The following is a 15363-nucleotide window of genomic DNA, read 5'->3' on the forward strand; positions in this document are numbered from 1 at the left end:
AGCGGCCGGTTCGGACCCATCGAGTGGGCCAGGGCGGGCCGGCCCTTGCCCAGCGAGTACACCTCCGGCGACCGGGGCATCTCGGTCGCCATCGGCGGCGAGGCCGCGCTGTTCGGTCTGGTGGATGGCCTCGGTCACGGGCCGGCCGCCGCGGAGGCTGCGCTGCGCGCGATCGATGCGGTCAAGAACAACAGTTCCGAGCGGCTCGAAGTCCTGATCCAGCTTTGCCACCGGCTGCTCACCGGAACCAGAGGGGTCGCAATGACGTTGGCGCGGGTGGATTTCGCCGCGAACACGCTGACGTGGACGGGGGTCGGCAACGTCACCGCCGATCTGGTGGCCAAGGCGCCCAGCGGTATCCATGTCCGGTCCAGTGCCCGTCTCACCGGGGGCATCGTCGGCTACCGGATACCGGAAATCCGTCCGGCACAGGCTATTTCGATCCGCCCCGGTGATCTTCTCGTGATGAGCACCGACGGGATCGGGGAAGATTACCTGGGTCACGTCGACTTCTCGGCGCACGCTGTCGCCATCGCGGAAGAGATTCTCGGTAAGGGCGCCAAGGAAACCGATGACGCGATGGTGCTGACGGCGCGGCACAGGGGGACCTCGACATGAGCGGCAACGAAGACTTCCACGATCGCTACGCCGCCGCGTTGCGCAACTATCTGGACTCACCCGATGACGCCAACTTGTCGATCGGAAATGAGCTCGGTCGCACGGCCCTGCAGAATCAGATCAGCCTGCTCGAAATCGTCGAGAACCACGTCCGCCTGGTTTTCGAGATCGCGAAGGACGTGCGCATCGACGGGCCGATCGCGCTGGAGTTCCTGCTGCAACTGCTGGCTCCCCTCGACGTGGCCATGCGCGGATTCATCGACGGCAACAGGCGCTACGCGGAACAGCGGGATCGCGCGGATTGGCTGGCAGATCGCGACAAATTCCGCAACGCGCTGGTGAATTCGCTGCAGGAGGGGTTCTTCGTCGCCGACCACGAGGGCTCCGTGATCGAGATGAACAGCGCCTTCATCGACATCATCGGCTTTCCCAGCGAGGGTTTGCCCTATCGGTGGCCGCACCCGTGGCTGGTCGACACCAAGACGGCGGCCGAGCAGATCGGCCTGGTGCTGAACCACGGCAGGGCCGACTACGAAACGCCGATCCGCCACGGCGACGGGCATCTCGCCTGGGTGAAGGTGAGCATCAACGCGGTCAAGGAATCCGGCAGCGATCGCGACGCCTACGTCGGGACCGTTCGTGATATCACCGCGGAACGCGCATTCGCGGCGCGGGAGAGCGCGGTGTTGCGCCTGGCCACGGCGGTGGCGGTGGCCAGGAGCGTGGATGAGTTGCTGTCGATCACGTTCGACGAGTGCCGCGCGGCGATCGACGTGCAGCGGGTGGTCGCGGTCATGTGGCCCAGCGGCGAGGGCGACCCGACCGTCCACACCGCGGGCGAGCCCGCGGCGACGTCGTGGCGCAAGCTGGATCCGTGGTTGCGTCACACCTTCTCCGACGCGCGCCAGCAACTACCGCTGACCGCGAAAACCGTTGAGTCACCTGATCATCCCGGTAAGGCCCAGGGGTTGGTCGCGGTGCTGTCCGGCACCGGGGACCTGGCGTTGTGGCTGGAGCTGCGCACACCCCGCTGGGTCAGTGGCGAAGACCGCCTGCTGGTCACCGTGCTGATCAGCCACCTCAGTCTGGCGATGCAGCACGTTCGTCAGTTCGAGAGCGCCCGCGAGACGTCGCTGACGCTGCAGCGTGCCATGCTCCCGCCCATCCAGCCCCCGCCGGGTTTCACGGTGCGCTACGAACCCGCGGTGCTGCCCTTGGAGATCGGCGGTGACTGGTACGACGTGCTGCCGATCGGCGAGCACCGCATCGGCATCGTCGTCGGCGACTGCGTGGGACGCGGCCTGCCGGCCGCCGCCATCATGGGCCAGCTGCGCAGTTCCGCGCGAGCGTTGTTGATCAACGGCGCGGAGCCGGCGGTGCTGCTCGATCAGCTGGACTCGGCGGCGTCGCTCATCCCGAACGCCTACTGCACCACCGTTTTTCTCGCGATCCTGGACACCGAAACCGGGCTGTTGCAATACAGCAACGCCGGGCACATGCCAGCCGTGCTCACCGGCCCCGAGCCGGGCACGACGACCCTGTTGACCGACGCCGCTTCGGTGCCGCTCGCGGTCCGCCGCGATGAACCGCGCCCGCAGGCCACCCGGGTGCTGCCGCCCGGCTCGACCCTGATGTTGTTCACCGACGGGCTGGTGGAACGCAAACACGAGTCGATCGACGACGGAATCGCCCGCGCGGCAGACGTTCTGGCGCAGACGATGACATTACCGCTGGACACCGTCGCCGACGAGATGCTTCGTGAACTGGCGCCGGCGGGCGGCTATGACGACGACGTCGCGATGGTGATCTACCGCCACCACCAGACGCCGCTACGCATCGAAAGTGACGCCACCGCAGACCAATTGGTTCGCATCCGGCACCGCCTCGCGGACTGGCTGCGCGCCGCCCACATCACGGGGGACCTGGCCGCCGACATCGTGCTGGTGGTCAACGAGGCCTGCACCAATTGCGTCGAACACGCCTACCGCGGATTCGTCGCGGGGACGATGGTGGTCGAGGCCAGCCTCGGCGACGGCGAAGTGCGCACCCGGATCACCGATTACGGTTCGTGGAAGGCGCCGGCCGCCAACCCGGTCAACGGTGGGCGCGGCTTGCCCCTGATCAGGGCGCTCAGCGATGCGACGCAGCTCGACACCGCGGCCACCGGCACCACCCTCGACATCACCTTCAGACTGCCGGCTGAATCCGGCTAGTGGGCGTCGAAAAGTGTTGCGGCGCCGTTTGCCGGGCCCCGGTTACGGGTAGTCACCGGCGTGACCCGCTCATCGACCATGACTGAACCCGTCCTGCCCGAGGCACACGGGCCCCTGTCGACAGCCGTTCGTCGCGCGCTGGCGGGCCCGCCGTCGGTTGACCATTTCGCGCGCATCGGCGCATCCGTGCGCGATTCCGACCCGTACGGTCTGGATCTGCAGCTGGCGCTGTCCGTCTGCTACGAGCTGCACTACCGCGGTTTCGCCGGTGTCGACCCCGCGTGGGAGTGGAACCCGGCGCTGCTGGCGCTGCGCGCCGAGCTGGAGCGCGTGTTCTTGGCCGGTGTGCGCCGCGACGTCGGGCCGATCGAACCCGAGCAGACGGCCGCGGCTGAGATGGAAGCGATTTCGATCGAACCCGTCGACGGCACCGGCCCGTCGTACTACCTGCGTGACACCGGGACGTGGCAGCAGATGTGCGAATACTTCGTGCACCGCTCGCTGTATCACCTCAAAGAGGGCGATCCGCACGCCTGGGCCATCCCGCGCCTGATGGGCACCGCCAAAGCGGCCTTCGTGGCGGTGGAGTTCGACGAGTACGGTGCCGGGCAGGGCCCCCGACTGCACCAGCAACTGTTCGCCGATCTGCTGACCGCGGCCGGGCTGGACGCGACGTATTGGGGTTACGTCGACGCGGTTCCCCCCGAATCGCTGGCGGTGGTCAATCTGATGTCGCTGTTCGGGTTGCACCGCTCGTTGCGCGGCGCCGCGATCGGGCACTTCGCGTCGACCGAGATCACCTCGCCGCCCGGATCCCAGCGCATGGTGCGGGCGTTGGAGCGCTTGCAGGCGCCCGCGGCCTGCATCAATTTCTACAGCGAGCACGTCGAGGCCGACGCGGTACACGAACACGTCGTGCGCGCGGATGTGGTCGGCGATCTCGTCGCCCGGGAGCCGCAGCTCGAGCAGGACGTCATCTTCGGGATCCGCGCGCACGCCGCGGTCGAAAACCGCTTGGCGGAAACGATTATGGCGTCGTGGAAGCAGGATCGGACGTCGTTGCGGCGGCCGCTGACGTAGCGGTCGTCTTGCTCAGGCGCTTGCATCTGCGGTGGCTGGTGTCACACAAAGGGTACCTGCCGCTGCGACGGCAGGTGCAGATCGCCACCATGAACCGGTCGGACTCGACGACGTCGCCGCCGGGCATCTCGATGCGCACCGGACCCGAAACCAGCACCGGGCCGTTGGGCACCACCTGAACCCTGGTGGGACTCATCGCTTTTCGGCCCGAATCACGATCAGTTCCTCTTCCCGGCGTCCGCGCGGTATCAGGCCGACGTCTTCCAACCACTGCGCCCGGGACGTCATCACCGGGCCGAACGGAATCCATTTCGAGGCAACCACTGCCGCGTCCATACCGGCCCACTTGAGGGAATCCAGCGACTGCTGGACACCGGCGAGTGCCGAGTGCACCATCAGCAGGGATCCACCGTCGCGCAACAACTTCGGAGCCGACTCGCACAGCGGGTCGAGGATCAGGCGTCCGTCTCGGCCGGCATTCCAGGCCCACGACGGTCCGGCTTCCGGGCAGATCTCTTCCAGCTCGGCACCGGGCGGGGTCGGCACGTAGGGCGGATTCGACACCACCACGTCGAACGGCGCGCACTCCACCGCGGTTATCCACGACCCCTCGCGAACGTCGATGTCGATTCCGGCAGCCGCGGCGTTCTCCCGGGCGCAGCGAACGGCCTGCGGGCAGATGTCGAAGGCGGTCGTGTCGGCGCAACCCATCTCCGCCGCCGCTATCGCGACGAAACCGCTGCCGGTGCACAGGTCCAGAACGCGCCGTCCCGGGATCAGACCGGTCTCGTGCATCACATCGACCAGCAGTCTGGAGTCCTCCTGCGGCCGATACACGTTCTGGGTGGGCAAGACGGCGGGCTCGGGATATGTGGTCGTCACGGTTGGCCTTTCGAGAACCCTATACGGATAGCCGCTGATCACGGCTTGGCGGGATGATGCCCGCAAACCGGGGCATTCAAACCGACCGGCCCGGCATCGCCGCGGCTAACCGGCCGTCGCCTGGGCAAACTGTTTGAGGATCGCCGCGCAGAACGCGGGGAGGTCCGACGGTGACCGGCTGGAGATCAAATTGCCGTCGATGACGACCTCGTCGTCTTCCACCTGGGCGCCCGCGTTGCGAAGATCCGTGCGAATGCTCGGGTAGGACGTCAGCGTCCGGCCCACCGCCACACCGGCTTCCACCAGGGTCCAGGGTCCGTGACAGATGGCGGCCACCGGTTTGCCCGAGCTGACGAAATCGCGGACGAACGAGACGGCGTCGTCGTCCATGCGCAGCTTGTCCGGGTTCACCGTGCCGCCCGGCAGCACCAGGCCGTCGAATTCGCCCACCGACGCCTCGGACACTTTCCGATCGACGGCGAAGGTCCCGGCGGGCTCGAGATCGTGGTTGCGGGCCTGGATTTCGCCGTCCTTGAGCGAGAGCACCTCGACCTTGGCCCCGGCCTCTTGCAGCGCCGCGCGCGGCTGTTCGAGCTCAACCTTTTCCACGCCGTCGGCCGCGAGAAAAGCTATTCTCTTTCCTTGCAATTCGTTTGACATCGCCGTTTTCCTTCCTGCGATCGACGATTCGCGTCGGATCAAAGAGTTCGCATCGCCGTGTAGAGGTCCAGGCCGGCGATCCCGGACAGGGCGGCGGCACAGACGATGGCCTGGCGCCGCCGCCCGGGACCGCGGGCGGCCACACCCGCGATCAACAGGGCCATATCCAGGACATCCCCGGCCACACGGGTCCACACCAGCTTGTCGGGGCCCCCCAACAGCGCCGCGCCGTGGCCGCATTCGCGCACGCCGAGCGCGCGGATCACCCGGCGCGACCGGGCGGTGTCGTCGACGCCCGCGATCGCGGCGACCCGACTCGGCGCCACCAGTTCGCTGATGCCCAGGGCGAAGCTGGCACCGCCGAGCGCGGAGACCAATGTGGCTGTGGTGTCGTCCGATTGGTCGCTCGTCATCGCCCGTCCGCCGATCAGTTCGCTGCCTCGCGCAGCGCGGCGAGCAACGGCTCGGCGGCCTCTTTGAGGAACCTCTCCTGGGTGTCCCCGCCGACCTGGATGAGCGCGATGTCGGTGAATCCGGCTTCCCAGTAGGGCCGGACGCTCTCGACGATCGCGTCGAGGTCGGGCCCGCAGGGAATGGTGCCGGCGACGTCTTCGGGGCGGACGAATTGGGTCGCGCCGGCGAAACCGGCCGGGGTCGGCAGGTCGGCGTTCACCTTCCAGCCGCCGGCAAACCAGCGGAACTGGTCGTGCGCGCGCTTGACGGCCGTGTCGCGGTCGGGGTCCCAGCACACCGGTATCTGGCCGATCACCCGGCCGCCACCGGCGAGGTTCGCGGCCTGCCGGGCGCCGTGCCAGCCGTGGACGAGTTCGGCCTTGGGCTCCGTCGCGATCAGGTGGTCGGCCAGCTTGGCGAACTTGTCGATCGCCTTGGTGCCCCCGATGGCCACCCCGATGCCGACCGGGACGTCGGGGACGTCCCACAGCCGCGCGGAGTCGACCTGGAAATAGTCGCCGGTGAAGTCCACCAGCTGCCCGCCGAACAGTTCCCGGATGATCTTGATGGCCTCACGCAGCATGTCCTGGCGGCGGGTGACGGCCGGCCAGCCCCTGCCCACGACGTGCTCGTTGAGGTTTTCGCCGCTGCCCAGGCCCAGCGTGAACCGGCCGTCGGACAGGATCTGCACGGTGGCGGCCTGCTGGGCGACGATGGCCGGGTGATACCGCATCGTCGGGCACGTCACGTAGGTGTAGAGGTCTACCCGTTCGGTGGCCTGTGCCACCGCACCCAGGACCGCCCAGGCGTTGGGCGCGTGCCCCTGCGAGCTGAGCCACGGTGAAAAGTGGTCACTGCAGACGTGGAAGTCGAAACCGCGCTGTTCGGCCGAAATGGCGTACTGGACAAGCTCTTTGGGTCCACTCTGCTCGGTCATCAAAGTGTAGCCAAAATTGGTCATGCGCAGTTGGGTACCCGGCTGCCCCGAGGGCAAACGAGTCCACCGAACCGGTCGGGCTACAGGCGCTCTTTGACGGCGGCCGACAATCGGGCGCCGTCGGCCTTGCCGGCCGCGATCGCGGTGGCGGCCTTCATCACCAGGCCCATCTGTTTCATGCCGGGGCGCTCGCCGATTTCCTCGGCCACCTGCGCGATCGCCGTGTCGGCAACGTCGGCCACCTCGGCCTCGGTGAGCGGGGTGGGCAGGTATTCGTCGATGATCCTGGCCTCGGCGTGCTCGTTGGCGGCCAGGTCTCCGCGCCCGTTCTGGGTGTAGATCTCGGCGGATTCGCCGCGTTTGCGCGATTCCTTGGCCAGCACCTTGATGACCTCCTCGTCGGTGAGGTCTTTGGCCTGCTTGCCGGACACTTCCTCGGTTTGGATCGCGGCCAGCAGCATCCGCAGCGTGGCCGTTCGCAGCTTGTCCTGGGCCTTCATCGCCGCGGTCAGGTCCGCCCGGAGCCGGGATTTGAGTTCCGCCATGTGTGAGACGCTACGCGCGGGCGCGGGGGACAACGCGGTCAATGCCGGTCAATGCCGGTCAACATTGTGAAATGCCACGACCGCCGACAGGATGGAGCCCATGACGAACGACGCGCCCGGCCGCGGAGCTAGTTTGCAAGGCCTCGGCGTTCGGTGACCGCGCCGCCGCCTGGTCATCCGGTTGGCCCGCCGCCCGCATACGGCCCGCCGCCTCAATACGGCCCGCCGCCTCAATACGGCCCGCCCCCGGTCTACCCGACCTATGGTCCCCCGCCGGGCTATCCGCCCCCACCCGGCCACGGCGTCCCACCCGGCTACGGGCCGCCGCCGGGCTACGGCACCCCACCCGCCTTCGGCGCGCCGCCGGGCTACGGAACGGTCAAGCCCGGCATCATCCCGCTGCGCCCGCTGACCCTCGGCGACATCTTCAACGGCGCCGTCGGCTACGTGCGCGCCAATCCGAAAGCGACGCTGGGTCTGACCGCCATCGTCGTCGTGGTCATGCAGATCATCACCAAGGTCGCCTTCTTCGGCCCGCTGGCCGCCCACGACCGGTTCACCACCACCGGCGAGCCCGACACCCTGACCGCGGGGGTCCTGGGCGCCTGGACGGCGTCGGTGGGGGCCGGCCTCCTCGTCGGCTGGCTGGGCGGCATGCTGCTGTCCGGAATGCTCACCGTCATCGTCGGGCGGGCGGTGTTCGGGTCGCCGATCACCATCGGTGAAACCTGGACCAGGATCCGCGGGCGGCTGCCGGCCTTGCTCGGCCTGGCCCTGGTCGAGGCCGTCGTGGTGGCGGCCCTGGCCGGGCTGGTCGCGGTGATCATCGGGGTGCTGGCGGCGATCGGCAGCGCCGCGGCGGCCGTGGTGCTCGGCATCCCGCTGGTGCTGGTCGTCCTCGCGGCGCTGGTGTACCTGTACACCGTGGTGCTGTTCGCCCCGGTGCTGATCGTGCTGGAACGGCTGCCCGTGCTCGACGCGATCACCCGATCGTTCAAGCTGATCCGCAACGGCTTCTGGCGAGTGCTGGGCATCCGCACGCTCACCTTCCTGGTGGCCTCGATCGTCGCCAACGCCGTCGCGGTGCCGTTCAGTATCGTCGGTCAGTTCTTCCAGATCACCTCGTCCGGCACCGCCTTTTTGATCAGCACCGCGATCCTCTCCGTCGGGGCGGCGATCGGCGAGATCATCACCGCACCGTTCAACGCCGGAGTCATCGTCCTGCTCTACACCGACCGCCGGATGCGCGCCGAGGCGTTCGACCTCGTCTTGCAGACCGGAGCCGCCCAGGGGCCCTACGCGGCCGCGTCCACCGACCACCTCTGGCTCACGCGGCCGCTGTAACGGCCGAGCGAGGACTAGCTGAGCATGCCTTCCATCGACATCGACCGCGATGCCGCGCACCGCGCCGCGCAGGACGAACTCAACAAGCCGAGCTATTCCAAGGGGTCGGCGGCCGACCAGTTCCTCGACTGGCTCAACGACCTGATCTACCGCATGCTGCAGAAGACCGCCACGGTGCCGGGCGGATGGTTCACGGCGACAGTGCTTTTGATCCTGCTGGCGATCGCGGTGTTTGTTGCCTTCCACGTCGCGCGGCGCACCATGCGCGCCCGCCGCGGCGGTGACCAGCTGCTGTTCGAAGCCGCGCAATTGACGGCCGCCCAGCATCGCGCGACGGCCGAAAGCTATGCGGCCGAAGGTGATTGGGCGGCGGCCATACGCCACCGGCTGCGCGCCGTCGCCCGCCAGCTCGAGGAGACCGGTGTGCTGGCGGCGGCCCCCGGCCGCACGGCCAACGAGCTGGCTCGCGACGCCGGCACCGCGCTGCCCCATCTGGCCGGCGAACTGTCCGAAGCGGCAACGGCTTTCAACGACGTCACCTATGGCGAGCAGCCCGGAACCCCGGCCGCCTACCAGATGATCGCCGACCTCGACGATCACCTGCGGTCCCGCTGGCAGGGCGCCCCGGCCGAGGCCGGGCGACCCGCCGTCCCCGAGTCGTGGGCGCAGGTGCGGTGATGGCCGCGATCAGCGATGCCCGCACCCAGACCGCGCCCCGGCGCCGGCGCTCGTGGCGCTGGGTGGTCGTCATCCTGCTGGTGCTGGCCGTCATCGCCGGCGTCGATGCCTACCTGACCGCGCCGCGCCCCGGCGCGCGGATGGACCCCGCGTCGACCGGCCCGGACGGCGCCCACGCGCTGGTGGAGTTGCTCCGCGACGCCGGTGTGGACGTCGTCGTGGCCGACACCATCGCCGACGTCGAACGGGCGGCGCGCCCGGACGCGCTGATCCTGGTGGCACAGAGCCAGTACCTGACAGACGCGGTGACCGACCGGCTGGCGAGGATCCGTTCGGACCTGCTGCTGGTGGAACCGACGACGCGGGCCCGCGAGGCGCTGCTGCCGGGCGTGGAGGTGTCCGGCGCCAGCGGCTTCGACAGCGACCCGAATTGCACGCTGCGCGAAGCCGTTCGGTCCGGCTCGGTGCGGTTCGGCCCGACCAACACCTTCAAGGCCAAGGACGGCCGGACGATGACCCGCTGCTACGACGGCGCGCTGATCCGCTTCCGGGACGGCGGACGGGTCGTCACCGCCGTCGGCAGCACCGACTTCATGACCAACGGCGGCCTGTTGCATGCTGGCAACGCGGCGCTCGCGATGAACCTGGCCGGCGACCGCCCCCGGCTCGTGTGGTACGCGCCCCATCACGTCGAGGGTGAAACCTCCACCAAGGCATCACTTCTCGACCTGATTCCACCCAACGTGAGCTGGATCGTGTGGCAGCTGGCGCTGGTGGTGCTGCTGGTCGCCGCGTGGAAGGGCCGCCGCCCCGGCCCGCTGGTGGCCGAGGAGTTGCCCGTCGTGGTGCGCGCGTCGGAGACCGTCGAGGGTCGCGGCCGGCTGTATCGGTCCCGGCGGGCACGCGATCGCGCGGCCGCGGCGCTGCGCACGGCGACACTGCAGCGGCTGCTGCCGCGGCTCGGCCTGGGCGCCGGCGCCGACCCGGCGACCGTGGTGTCCACCGCGGCCGAGCGCACCGGTTCGGATCCGGGGTTCGTTTCCTACCATCTGTTCGGTCCGCCCCCGACGACCGACCACGACCTGTTACAACTTGCCCGTGCGCTCGACGACATCGAAAGGCAGGTCGCACGCCCGTGACACAGTCCCCTTCCGGTCCACAAGCCGATACCGCCTCGTCCCCCACCGCCGAATCCGCTCGCGAGGCGCTGCTGGCGTTGCGCGCCGAGCTCGCCAAGGCCGTCGTCGGGCAGGAGGGCGTGGTCAGCGGCCTGGTGATCGCGCTGCTGTGCCGCGGGCATGTGCTGCTGGAAGGCGTTCCGGGAGTGGCGAAGACGCTGCTGGTCCGGGCGCTGTCCGCGGCGCTGCAGCTGGAGTTCAAGCGGGTGCAGTTCACGCCGGACCTGATGCCCGGCGACGTGACGGGTTCCCTGGTGTACGACGCGCGCACCGCCGCGTTCGTGTTCCGGCCCGGTCCGGTGTTCACCAACCTGCTGCTCGCCGACGAGATCAACCGCACCCCACCCAAGACCCAGGCCGCGCTGCTCGAGGCGATGGAGGAGCGCCAGGTCAGCGTCGAGGGCGAACCCCAGCCGCTGCCGGACCCGTTCATCGTCGCCGCGACCCAGAACCCGGTCGAATACGAGGGCACCTACCAGCTGCCCGAGGCCCAGCTGGATCGCTTTCTCCTCAAACTGAATGTGACGCTGCCCCCGCGGGACGCCGAGATCGCCATCCTGCACCGGCACGCGCACGGTTTCGATCCCCGCGATCTGTCGGCGATCAAGCCGGTGGCGGGGCCGGCCGACCTGGCCGCCGGCCGCGACGCCGTGCGACACGTGCTGGTCGCCGACGAGGTGCTCGGCTACATCGTCGACATCGTCGGGGCCACCCGATCCTCCCCCGCGCTGCAGCTGGGCGTGTCCCCCCGCGGGGCGACCGCCCTGTTGGCCACCGCGCGCTCCTGGTCCTGGCTGTCGGGCCGCAACTACGTCACCCCCGACGACGTGAAGGCCATGGCCCGCCCGACGCTGCGGCACCGGGTGATGCTGCGGCCCGAAGCCGAACTCGAGGGGGCCACGTCCGATGGCGTGCTCGACGGGATTCTGGCGTCGGTTCCGGTGCCCCGCTAGTGATCCTGACCGGACGCACGGGACTGGTCGCGCTGATCTGCGTCCTGCCCATCGCTGTCTCGCCTTGGCCCGCAACGGCTTTCGTGGCCCTGCTGGTGGCGCTGGCCGTTGCCGTCGCCGTCGACGTCGGGTTGGCGGCCCGCACCACCGCCCTGCGCTACGTGCGCTCCCCGGATCGCTCCGCCCGGCTCGGTCAGCAGGTGGATTGTGAGCTGTCCATCCACAACGACGGCCGGCGGCGGTTCCGCGGCCAGGTCCGCGACGCCTGGCCGCCCAGCGCCCGCGCGCGGCCGCGCACCCATGCGGTGGACATCCCGGCCGGGGGCGATCAGCACGTCGCGACCCGGCTGGAGCCAAAGCGCCGCGGCGATCAGCGCGCGACGGTGATCACCGCGCGATCGATCGGGCCCCTGGGCCTGGCGGGCCGGCAGGGTTCGCAGTCGGTGCCCGGCCAGCTCCGGGTGCTGCCGCCGTTCCTGTCGCGCAAGCACCTGCCGTCGCGCCTGGCCAGGCTGCGCGAGATCGACGGCCTGCTGCCCACCCTGGTGCGCGGGCAGGGCACCGAATTCGATTCGCTGCGAGAGTATGTCGTCGGTGACGACGTGCGCTCGATCGATTGGCGCGCGACCGCGCGGCGCGCCGACGTGGTGGTGCGCACCTGGCGCCCCGAACGCGACCGGCGCGTGGTGATCGTGCTCGACACGGGCCGCACCGCGGCGGGCCGGGTGGGCGTCGACCCCACCGCCTCCGATCCCGCGGGCTGGCCGCGGCTGGACTGGTCGATGGATGCCGCGCTGCTGCTGGCCGCGCTCGCGTCGCGGGCGGGCGACAACGTCGACTTCCTCGCCCACGACCGGGTGAGCCGGGCCGGCGTCTTCGGCGCGTCGCGCACCGAGCTGCTCGCCCAGCTCGTCGACGCGATGGCCCCCCTGCAGCCCACGCTCGTCGAATCCGATTGGCGGGCAATGGCTTCGGCCATCGCGCTGCGGGCCCGCCGGCGCTCGCTGGTGGTGCTGCTGACCGACCTCAATCCGACCGCCCTCGACGAGGGCCTGCTGCCCGTGCTGCCGCAGCTGTCGGCCAAGCATCACCTGCTGCTGGCCGCGGTTTCCGACCCGCGGGTCGACCAGATGGCCGCCGGCCGATCGGATGCCGCGGCGGTGTACGACGCCGCCGCGGCCGAGCGATCCCGCAACGACCGCGGCGCCATGGCCACACGACTGCGCCGCACCGGCGTGGAGGTCGTCGACGCCCCGCCCGCCGAACTGGCGCCCGCGCTCGCCGACCACTACCTGGCGATGAAAGCGACCGGGCGCCTGTGATCGGCACCGCGAAACTGTAACCACCGACGCATTTCCCGAGTAGGGCCGTCCGCAGTTGCAGTCTCGCGAAGCTCAGCCGGTGGGGACCACATCCGGCGCGTCTTCGATGTCGCCGCTTTCCCCGGCTCTGACCCCGCGGCGACCGAAGTAGACGATGTAGGACAAGAACGCCGCCTCGGCGATGACGCCGATGCCGACCCGTACGACCGTCGGTAACGGCGACGGCGTCACCAGCGCCTCGATCAACCCGGAGACGGCGAGCACGGCCACCAGGCCCACGGCCACCGAGACGATGGCACGGCCCTGTTCGGCGAGCACCTGTCCCCGGGGCCGGTCGCCGGGCGAGATCACCGACCATCCCAGCCGCATTCCCGCCGCCCCCGAGAGGAAGACCGCGGTGAGCTCCAACAGCCCATGGGGGGCAAGCAATCCCAGCAGCAGGCCGCCCTTGCCGGCGGGGAACATCAGGCCGGCGATCACGCCCACATTGGCGGCATTCTCGAACAGCACAAAGGGAATGGGCAGCCCCAGCACGACGGACAGCGCGATGCATTGCGCGGAAACCCAGGAATTGTTCACCCAGATCTGCAGCGCGAAGGCGGCGGCGGGATGCTCGCTGTAATACGACTCGACGTCGTGATTGACCAATTGCTCGATGTCACTAGGGGTTCCGAGCGCTGACTGCACCTCGGGACTGCCGGCGACCCACAGCGCAATGACCACGACCACCGCGAAAAACGCCGCCGCCGTGGCCAGCCACCACCGCCACGTGCGGTACGCGACGACCGGGAAGGACACCGTCCAGAACCGGGTGAACGTACTGCTCAGCGGCGCGTGGGCCCCGGTCACCGCGGAACGGGCCCGCGCGACCAGGCTCGAGAGCCGGCCGACCAGCATCGAATCCGACGACGCCGAGCGCAGCATCGACAAATGGGTGGACACCCGCTGATAGAGCTCGACGAGTTCGTCGATCTCGGCGCCGCTGAGCGACCGGCGGCGCCCGATCAGTCGATCGAGGCGGTCCCACGTGCCACGATGGGCCAGCACGAATGCGTCGACGTCCACCCTGGGCAGCCTAATCACCCCGCGGGCGCGGCGCCGCGGGCATGACCAAGTGCGGTCGCCCCCACCCGACCGGCCTGTACCGTTCGAAGTTATGTCGGTGGTGACCGGGGACGCCGTGGTGCTGGACGTGCAGATCGCCCAGCTGCCGGTGCGGACGTTGAGCGCGCTGATCGATATCGCCGTCATGGTGATCGGCTACCTGCTCGGGCTGATGCTGTGGGCCGCCACCCTGACCGAATTCGACACCGCGCTGAGCAACGCCATCCTGCTTATATTTACGGTTCTGGTAATTGTGGGCTACCCGTTGATCCTCGAGACCGCGACGCGGGGACGCTCGGTGGGCAAGATCGCCCTGGGTCTGCGCGTCGTGTCCGACGACGGCGGCCCAGAACGCTTCCGCCAGGCGCTGTTTCGCGCCCTGGCCTCGCTGGTGGAAATCTGGATGCTCTTCGGCAGCCCCGCCATCATCTGCAGCATCCTGTCACCCAAAGCCAAACGGATCGGCGATATCTTCGCCGGCACGGTGGTGGTCAACGAACGCGGACCCCGGCTGGGGCCCCCGCCGACGATGCCTCCGGCGCTGGCCTGGTGGGCGGCGTCGCTGCAGCTGTCGGGACTGTCCGTCGGTCAAGCCGAAGTGGCGCGCCAATTCCTTTCCCGCGCACCGCAACTCGACCGCCAGCTGCGCACTCAGATGGCGTACCGCATCGCCGGTGATGTCGTGGCGCGCATTGCGCCGCCCCCGCCCCCCGGGGCCCCGCCGGAACTGGTGCTGGCCGCGGTCCTCGCGGAGCGGCACCGTCGCGAACTGGCCCGGCTGCGCCCGACCGCCCAGGCGCCGGGCTGGCCGCCCATGCCACCGGGCGCGCCGCCGCGGTACCCGATGCCGTGGCCGGAGCCGGGCCGACCCGCCCCGGGACCGGGCTACGGCGCGCCTCCGGACGGTTTCGCACCGCCGCACTGACGCAGCGCGGCTAGCGGGCGACGCTCGCCGCCATGAGGACGACGTCGGCGATCAGCAGCGCCCACCCGAGCAGCGGAACCGCGATGCCGCCGCGGTGTTTGGCGGTGAAAACCGAGATGACGATGACGACGACGGCCACCGCGGGCGCGCCGTAGAAGGCGACGCCGAAGTCGATGCCGCCGTGGCCCAGGTTGGGGCAGCTGGTGTCGCTGCAACCGGCGGTGCTCAGCACGCCACCGAGCGCGAACAGCATGACGATCGCCGCGGCGGGCACCGTCGCCAGCGCCAACCCCCAGTTGACCCAGGGCCAGACGTTCCGGCGCGGGGCACCACCGGGGTCCCCGGATGGGGCCGCACCGGCGGCCGTGCGATCGACCGTCACGTCGTTGTCAGCGTCCATCCCACAGTTCCTACCCGCCGTCTGCCCTCTGCAAACCGGCCCGCGGGTTTGGGCGGCGCGGATGGGCGTGG

At 69.6% G+C, this 15363-nt stretch carries 17 protein-coding genes; 9 read left to right on the plus strand and 8 right to left on the minus strand.

All coding sequences use genetic code 11. The features are described 5' to 3' along the window. Positions 1-45: 45 nt before the first annotated feature. The 3 genes from QGN30_RS00590 (at position 46) to QGN30_RS00600 (ending at position 3911) form a co-directional block, all read left to right on the plus strand. Entirely contained in the window at positions 46-618 is a 573-nt protein-coding gene (locus QGN30_RS00590; RefSeq protein ID WP_014381694.1) for a SpoIIE family protein phosphatase, read from the plus strand. Beyond that, complete coding sequence (locus QGN30_RS00595) at positions 615-2831, plus strand: SpoIIE family protein phosphatase (protein ID WP_014378933.1); 2217 nt, start codon at positions 615-617, stop codon at positions 2829-2831. The genes QGN30_RS00590 and QGN30_RS00595 overlap by 4 nt, the downstream gene beginning before the upstream one ends. Positions 2832-2909: 78 nt before the next feature. Next, on the plus strand, positions 2910-3911 hold the full coding sequence (locus QGN30_RS00600; RefSeq protein WP_248923347.1) for an iron-containing redox enzyme family protein: 1002 nt from the start codon (positions 2910-2912) through the stop codon (positions 3909-3911). Here the strand turns inward: QGN30_RS00600 and QGN30_RS00605 are convergent. The 6 genes from QGN30_RS00605 to QGN30_RS00630 all read right to left on the minus strand — a co-directional run bounded on the left by QGN30_RS00605 (position 3859) and on the right by QGN30_RS00630 (position 7388). Beyond that, on the minus strand, positions 3859-4107 hold the full coding sequence (locus tag QGN30_RS00605) for a CDGSH iron-sulfur domain-containing protein (protein ID WP_080588083.1): 249 nt from the start codon (positions 4105-4107) through the stop codon (positions 3859-3861). The genes QGN30_RS00600 and QGN30_RS00605 overlap by 53 nt on opposite strands. Further along, the gene (locus tag QGN30_RS00610; RefSeq protein WP_008263297.1) at positions 4104-4793 is read right to left on the minus strand and encodes a HemK2/MTQ2 family protein methyltransferase; all 690 of its coding nucleotides are present in this window, start codon (positions 4791-4793) and stop codon (positions 4104-4106) included. Before QGN30_RS00610 ends, QGN30_RS00605 begins: the two co-directional genes overlap by 4 nt. Before the next feature lie 105 nt (positions 4794-4898). Beyond that, positions 4899-5453, minus strand: coding sequence for a type 1 glutamine amidotransferase domain-containing protein (locus QGN30_RS00615; protein ID WP_008263296.1), 555 nt, complete (start codon positions 5451-5453; stop codon positions 4899-4901). Between the two features lie 38 nt (positions 5454-5491). Beyond that, a complete protein-coding gene (locus tag QGN30_RS00620) occupies positions 5492-5866 on the minus strand; it encodes a hypothetical protein (RefSeq protein ID WP_014941171.1) in 375 nt (124 codons plus the stop codon). A gap of 14 nt (positions 5867-5880) precedes the next feature. Beyond that, on the minus strand, positions 5881-6867 hold the full coding sequence (locus tag QGN30_RS00625; protein ID WP_008263293.1) for an LLM class F420-dependent oxidoreductase: 987 nt from the start codon (positions 6865-6867) through the stop codon (positions 5881-5883). Between the two features lie 56 nt (positions 6868-6923). Continuing rightward, positions 6924-7388 (minus strand): GatB/YqeY domain-containing protein, encoded by a 465-nt coding sequence (locus QGN30_RS00630; RefSeq protein WP_008263292.1) that lies wholly within the window; start codon positions 7386-7388, stop codon positions 6924-6926. A 153-nt stretch (positions 7389-7541) separates the two neighbouring features. Between QGN30_RS00630 and QGN30_RS00635 the strand changes: the two genes are divergently transcribed. Genes QGN30_RS00635 through QGN30_RS00655 form a run of 5 tightly spaced genes read left to right on the plus strand, consistent with a single transcriptional unit; the run spans position 7542 to position 12863 of the window. Further along, complete coding sequence (locus QGN30_RS00635; RefSeq protein WP_014381691.1) at positions 7542-8732, plus strand: hypothetical protein; 1191 nt, start codon at positions 7542-7544, stop codon at positions 8730-8732. A gap of 24 nt (positions 8733-8756) precedes the next feature. Then, positions 8757-9410, plus strand: a complete 654-nt coding sequence (locus tag QGN30_RS00640; RefSeq protein ID WP_014381690.1) for a DUF4129 domain-containing protein — start codon at positions 8757-8759, stop codon at positions 9408-9410. Continuing rightward, the gene (locus QGN30_RS00645) at positions 9410-10549 is read left to right on the plus strand and encodes a DUF4350 domain-containing protein (protein ID WP_026071052.1); all 1140 of its coding nucleotides are present in this window, start codon (positions 9410-9412) and stop codon (positions 10547-10549) included. Before QGN30_RS00640 ends, QGN30_RS00645 begins: the two co-directional genes overlap by 1 nt. Continuing rightward, a complete protein-coding gene (locus QGN30_RS00650; RefSeq protein WP_008263288.1) occupies positions 10546-11541 on the plus strand; it encodes an AAA family ATPase in 996 nt (331 codons plus the stop codon). The genes QGN30_RS00645 and QGN30_RS00650 overlap by 4 nt, the downstream gene beginning before the upstream one ends. Continuing rightward, positions 11541-12863 carry a DUF58 domain-containing protein gene (locus tag QGN30_RS00655; RefSeq protein ID WP_248923346.1) on the plus strand — a complete coding sequence of 441 codons (1323 nt, stop codon included), beginning with the start codon at positions 11541-11543 and terminating at the stop codon, positions 12861-12863. Before QGN30_RS00650 ends, QGN30_RS00655 begins: the two co-directional genes overlap by 1 nt. Before the next feature lie 72 nt (positions 12864-12935). Here QGN30_RS00655 and QGN30_RS00660 read toward each other — a convergent pair whose 3' ends face one another. Further along, the gene (locus tag QGN30_RS00660) at positions 12936-13928 is read right to left on the minus strand and encodes a stage II sporulation protein M (protein ID WP_009955617.1); all 993 of its coding nucleotides are present in this window, start codon (positions 13926-13928) and stop codon (positions 12936-12938) included. Positions 13929-14019: 91 nt separating this feature from the next. Here QGN30_RS00660 and QGN30_RS00665 point away from each other — a divergent pair, with 91 nt between their 5' ends. Continuing rightward, positions 14020-14892: an RDD family protein gene (locus QGN30_RS00665; protein ID WP_248923345.1), complete on the plus strand. Its 873-nt coding sequence runs from the start codon at positions 14020-14022 to the stop codon at positions 14890-14892. 10 nt (positions 14893-14902) lie between these two features. Here QGN30_RS00665 and QGN30_RS00670 read toward each other — a convergent pair whose 3' ends face one another. Continuing rightward, a complete protein-coding gene (locus tag QGN30_RS00670) occupies positions 14903-15292 on the minus strand; it encodes a hypothetical protein (protein ID WP_008263284.1) in 390 nt (129 codons plus the stop codon). Positions 15293-15363: the final 71 nt, after the last annotated feature.

It is taken from the genome of Mycobacterium sp. 3-98 (assembly GCF_035918355.1).
In the GTDB taxonomy this organism is placed as follows: Bacteria; Actinomycetota; Actinomycetes; order Mycobacteriales; family Mycobacteriaceae; genus Mycobacterium; species Mycobacterium intracellulare.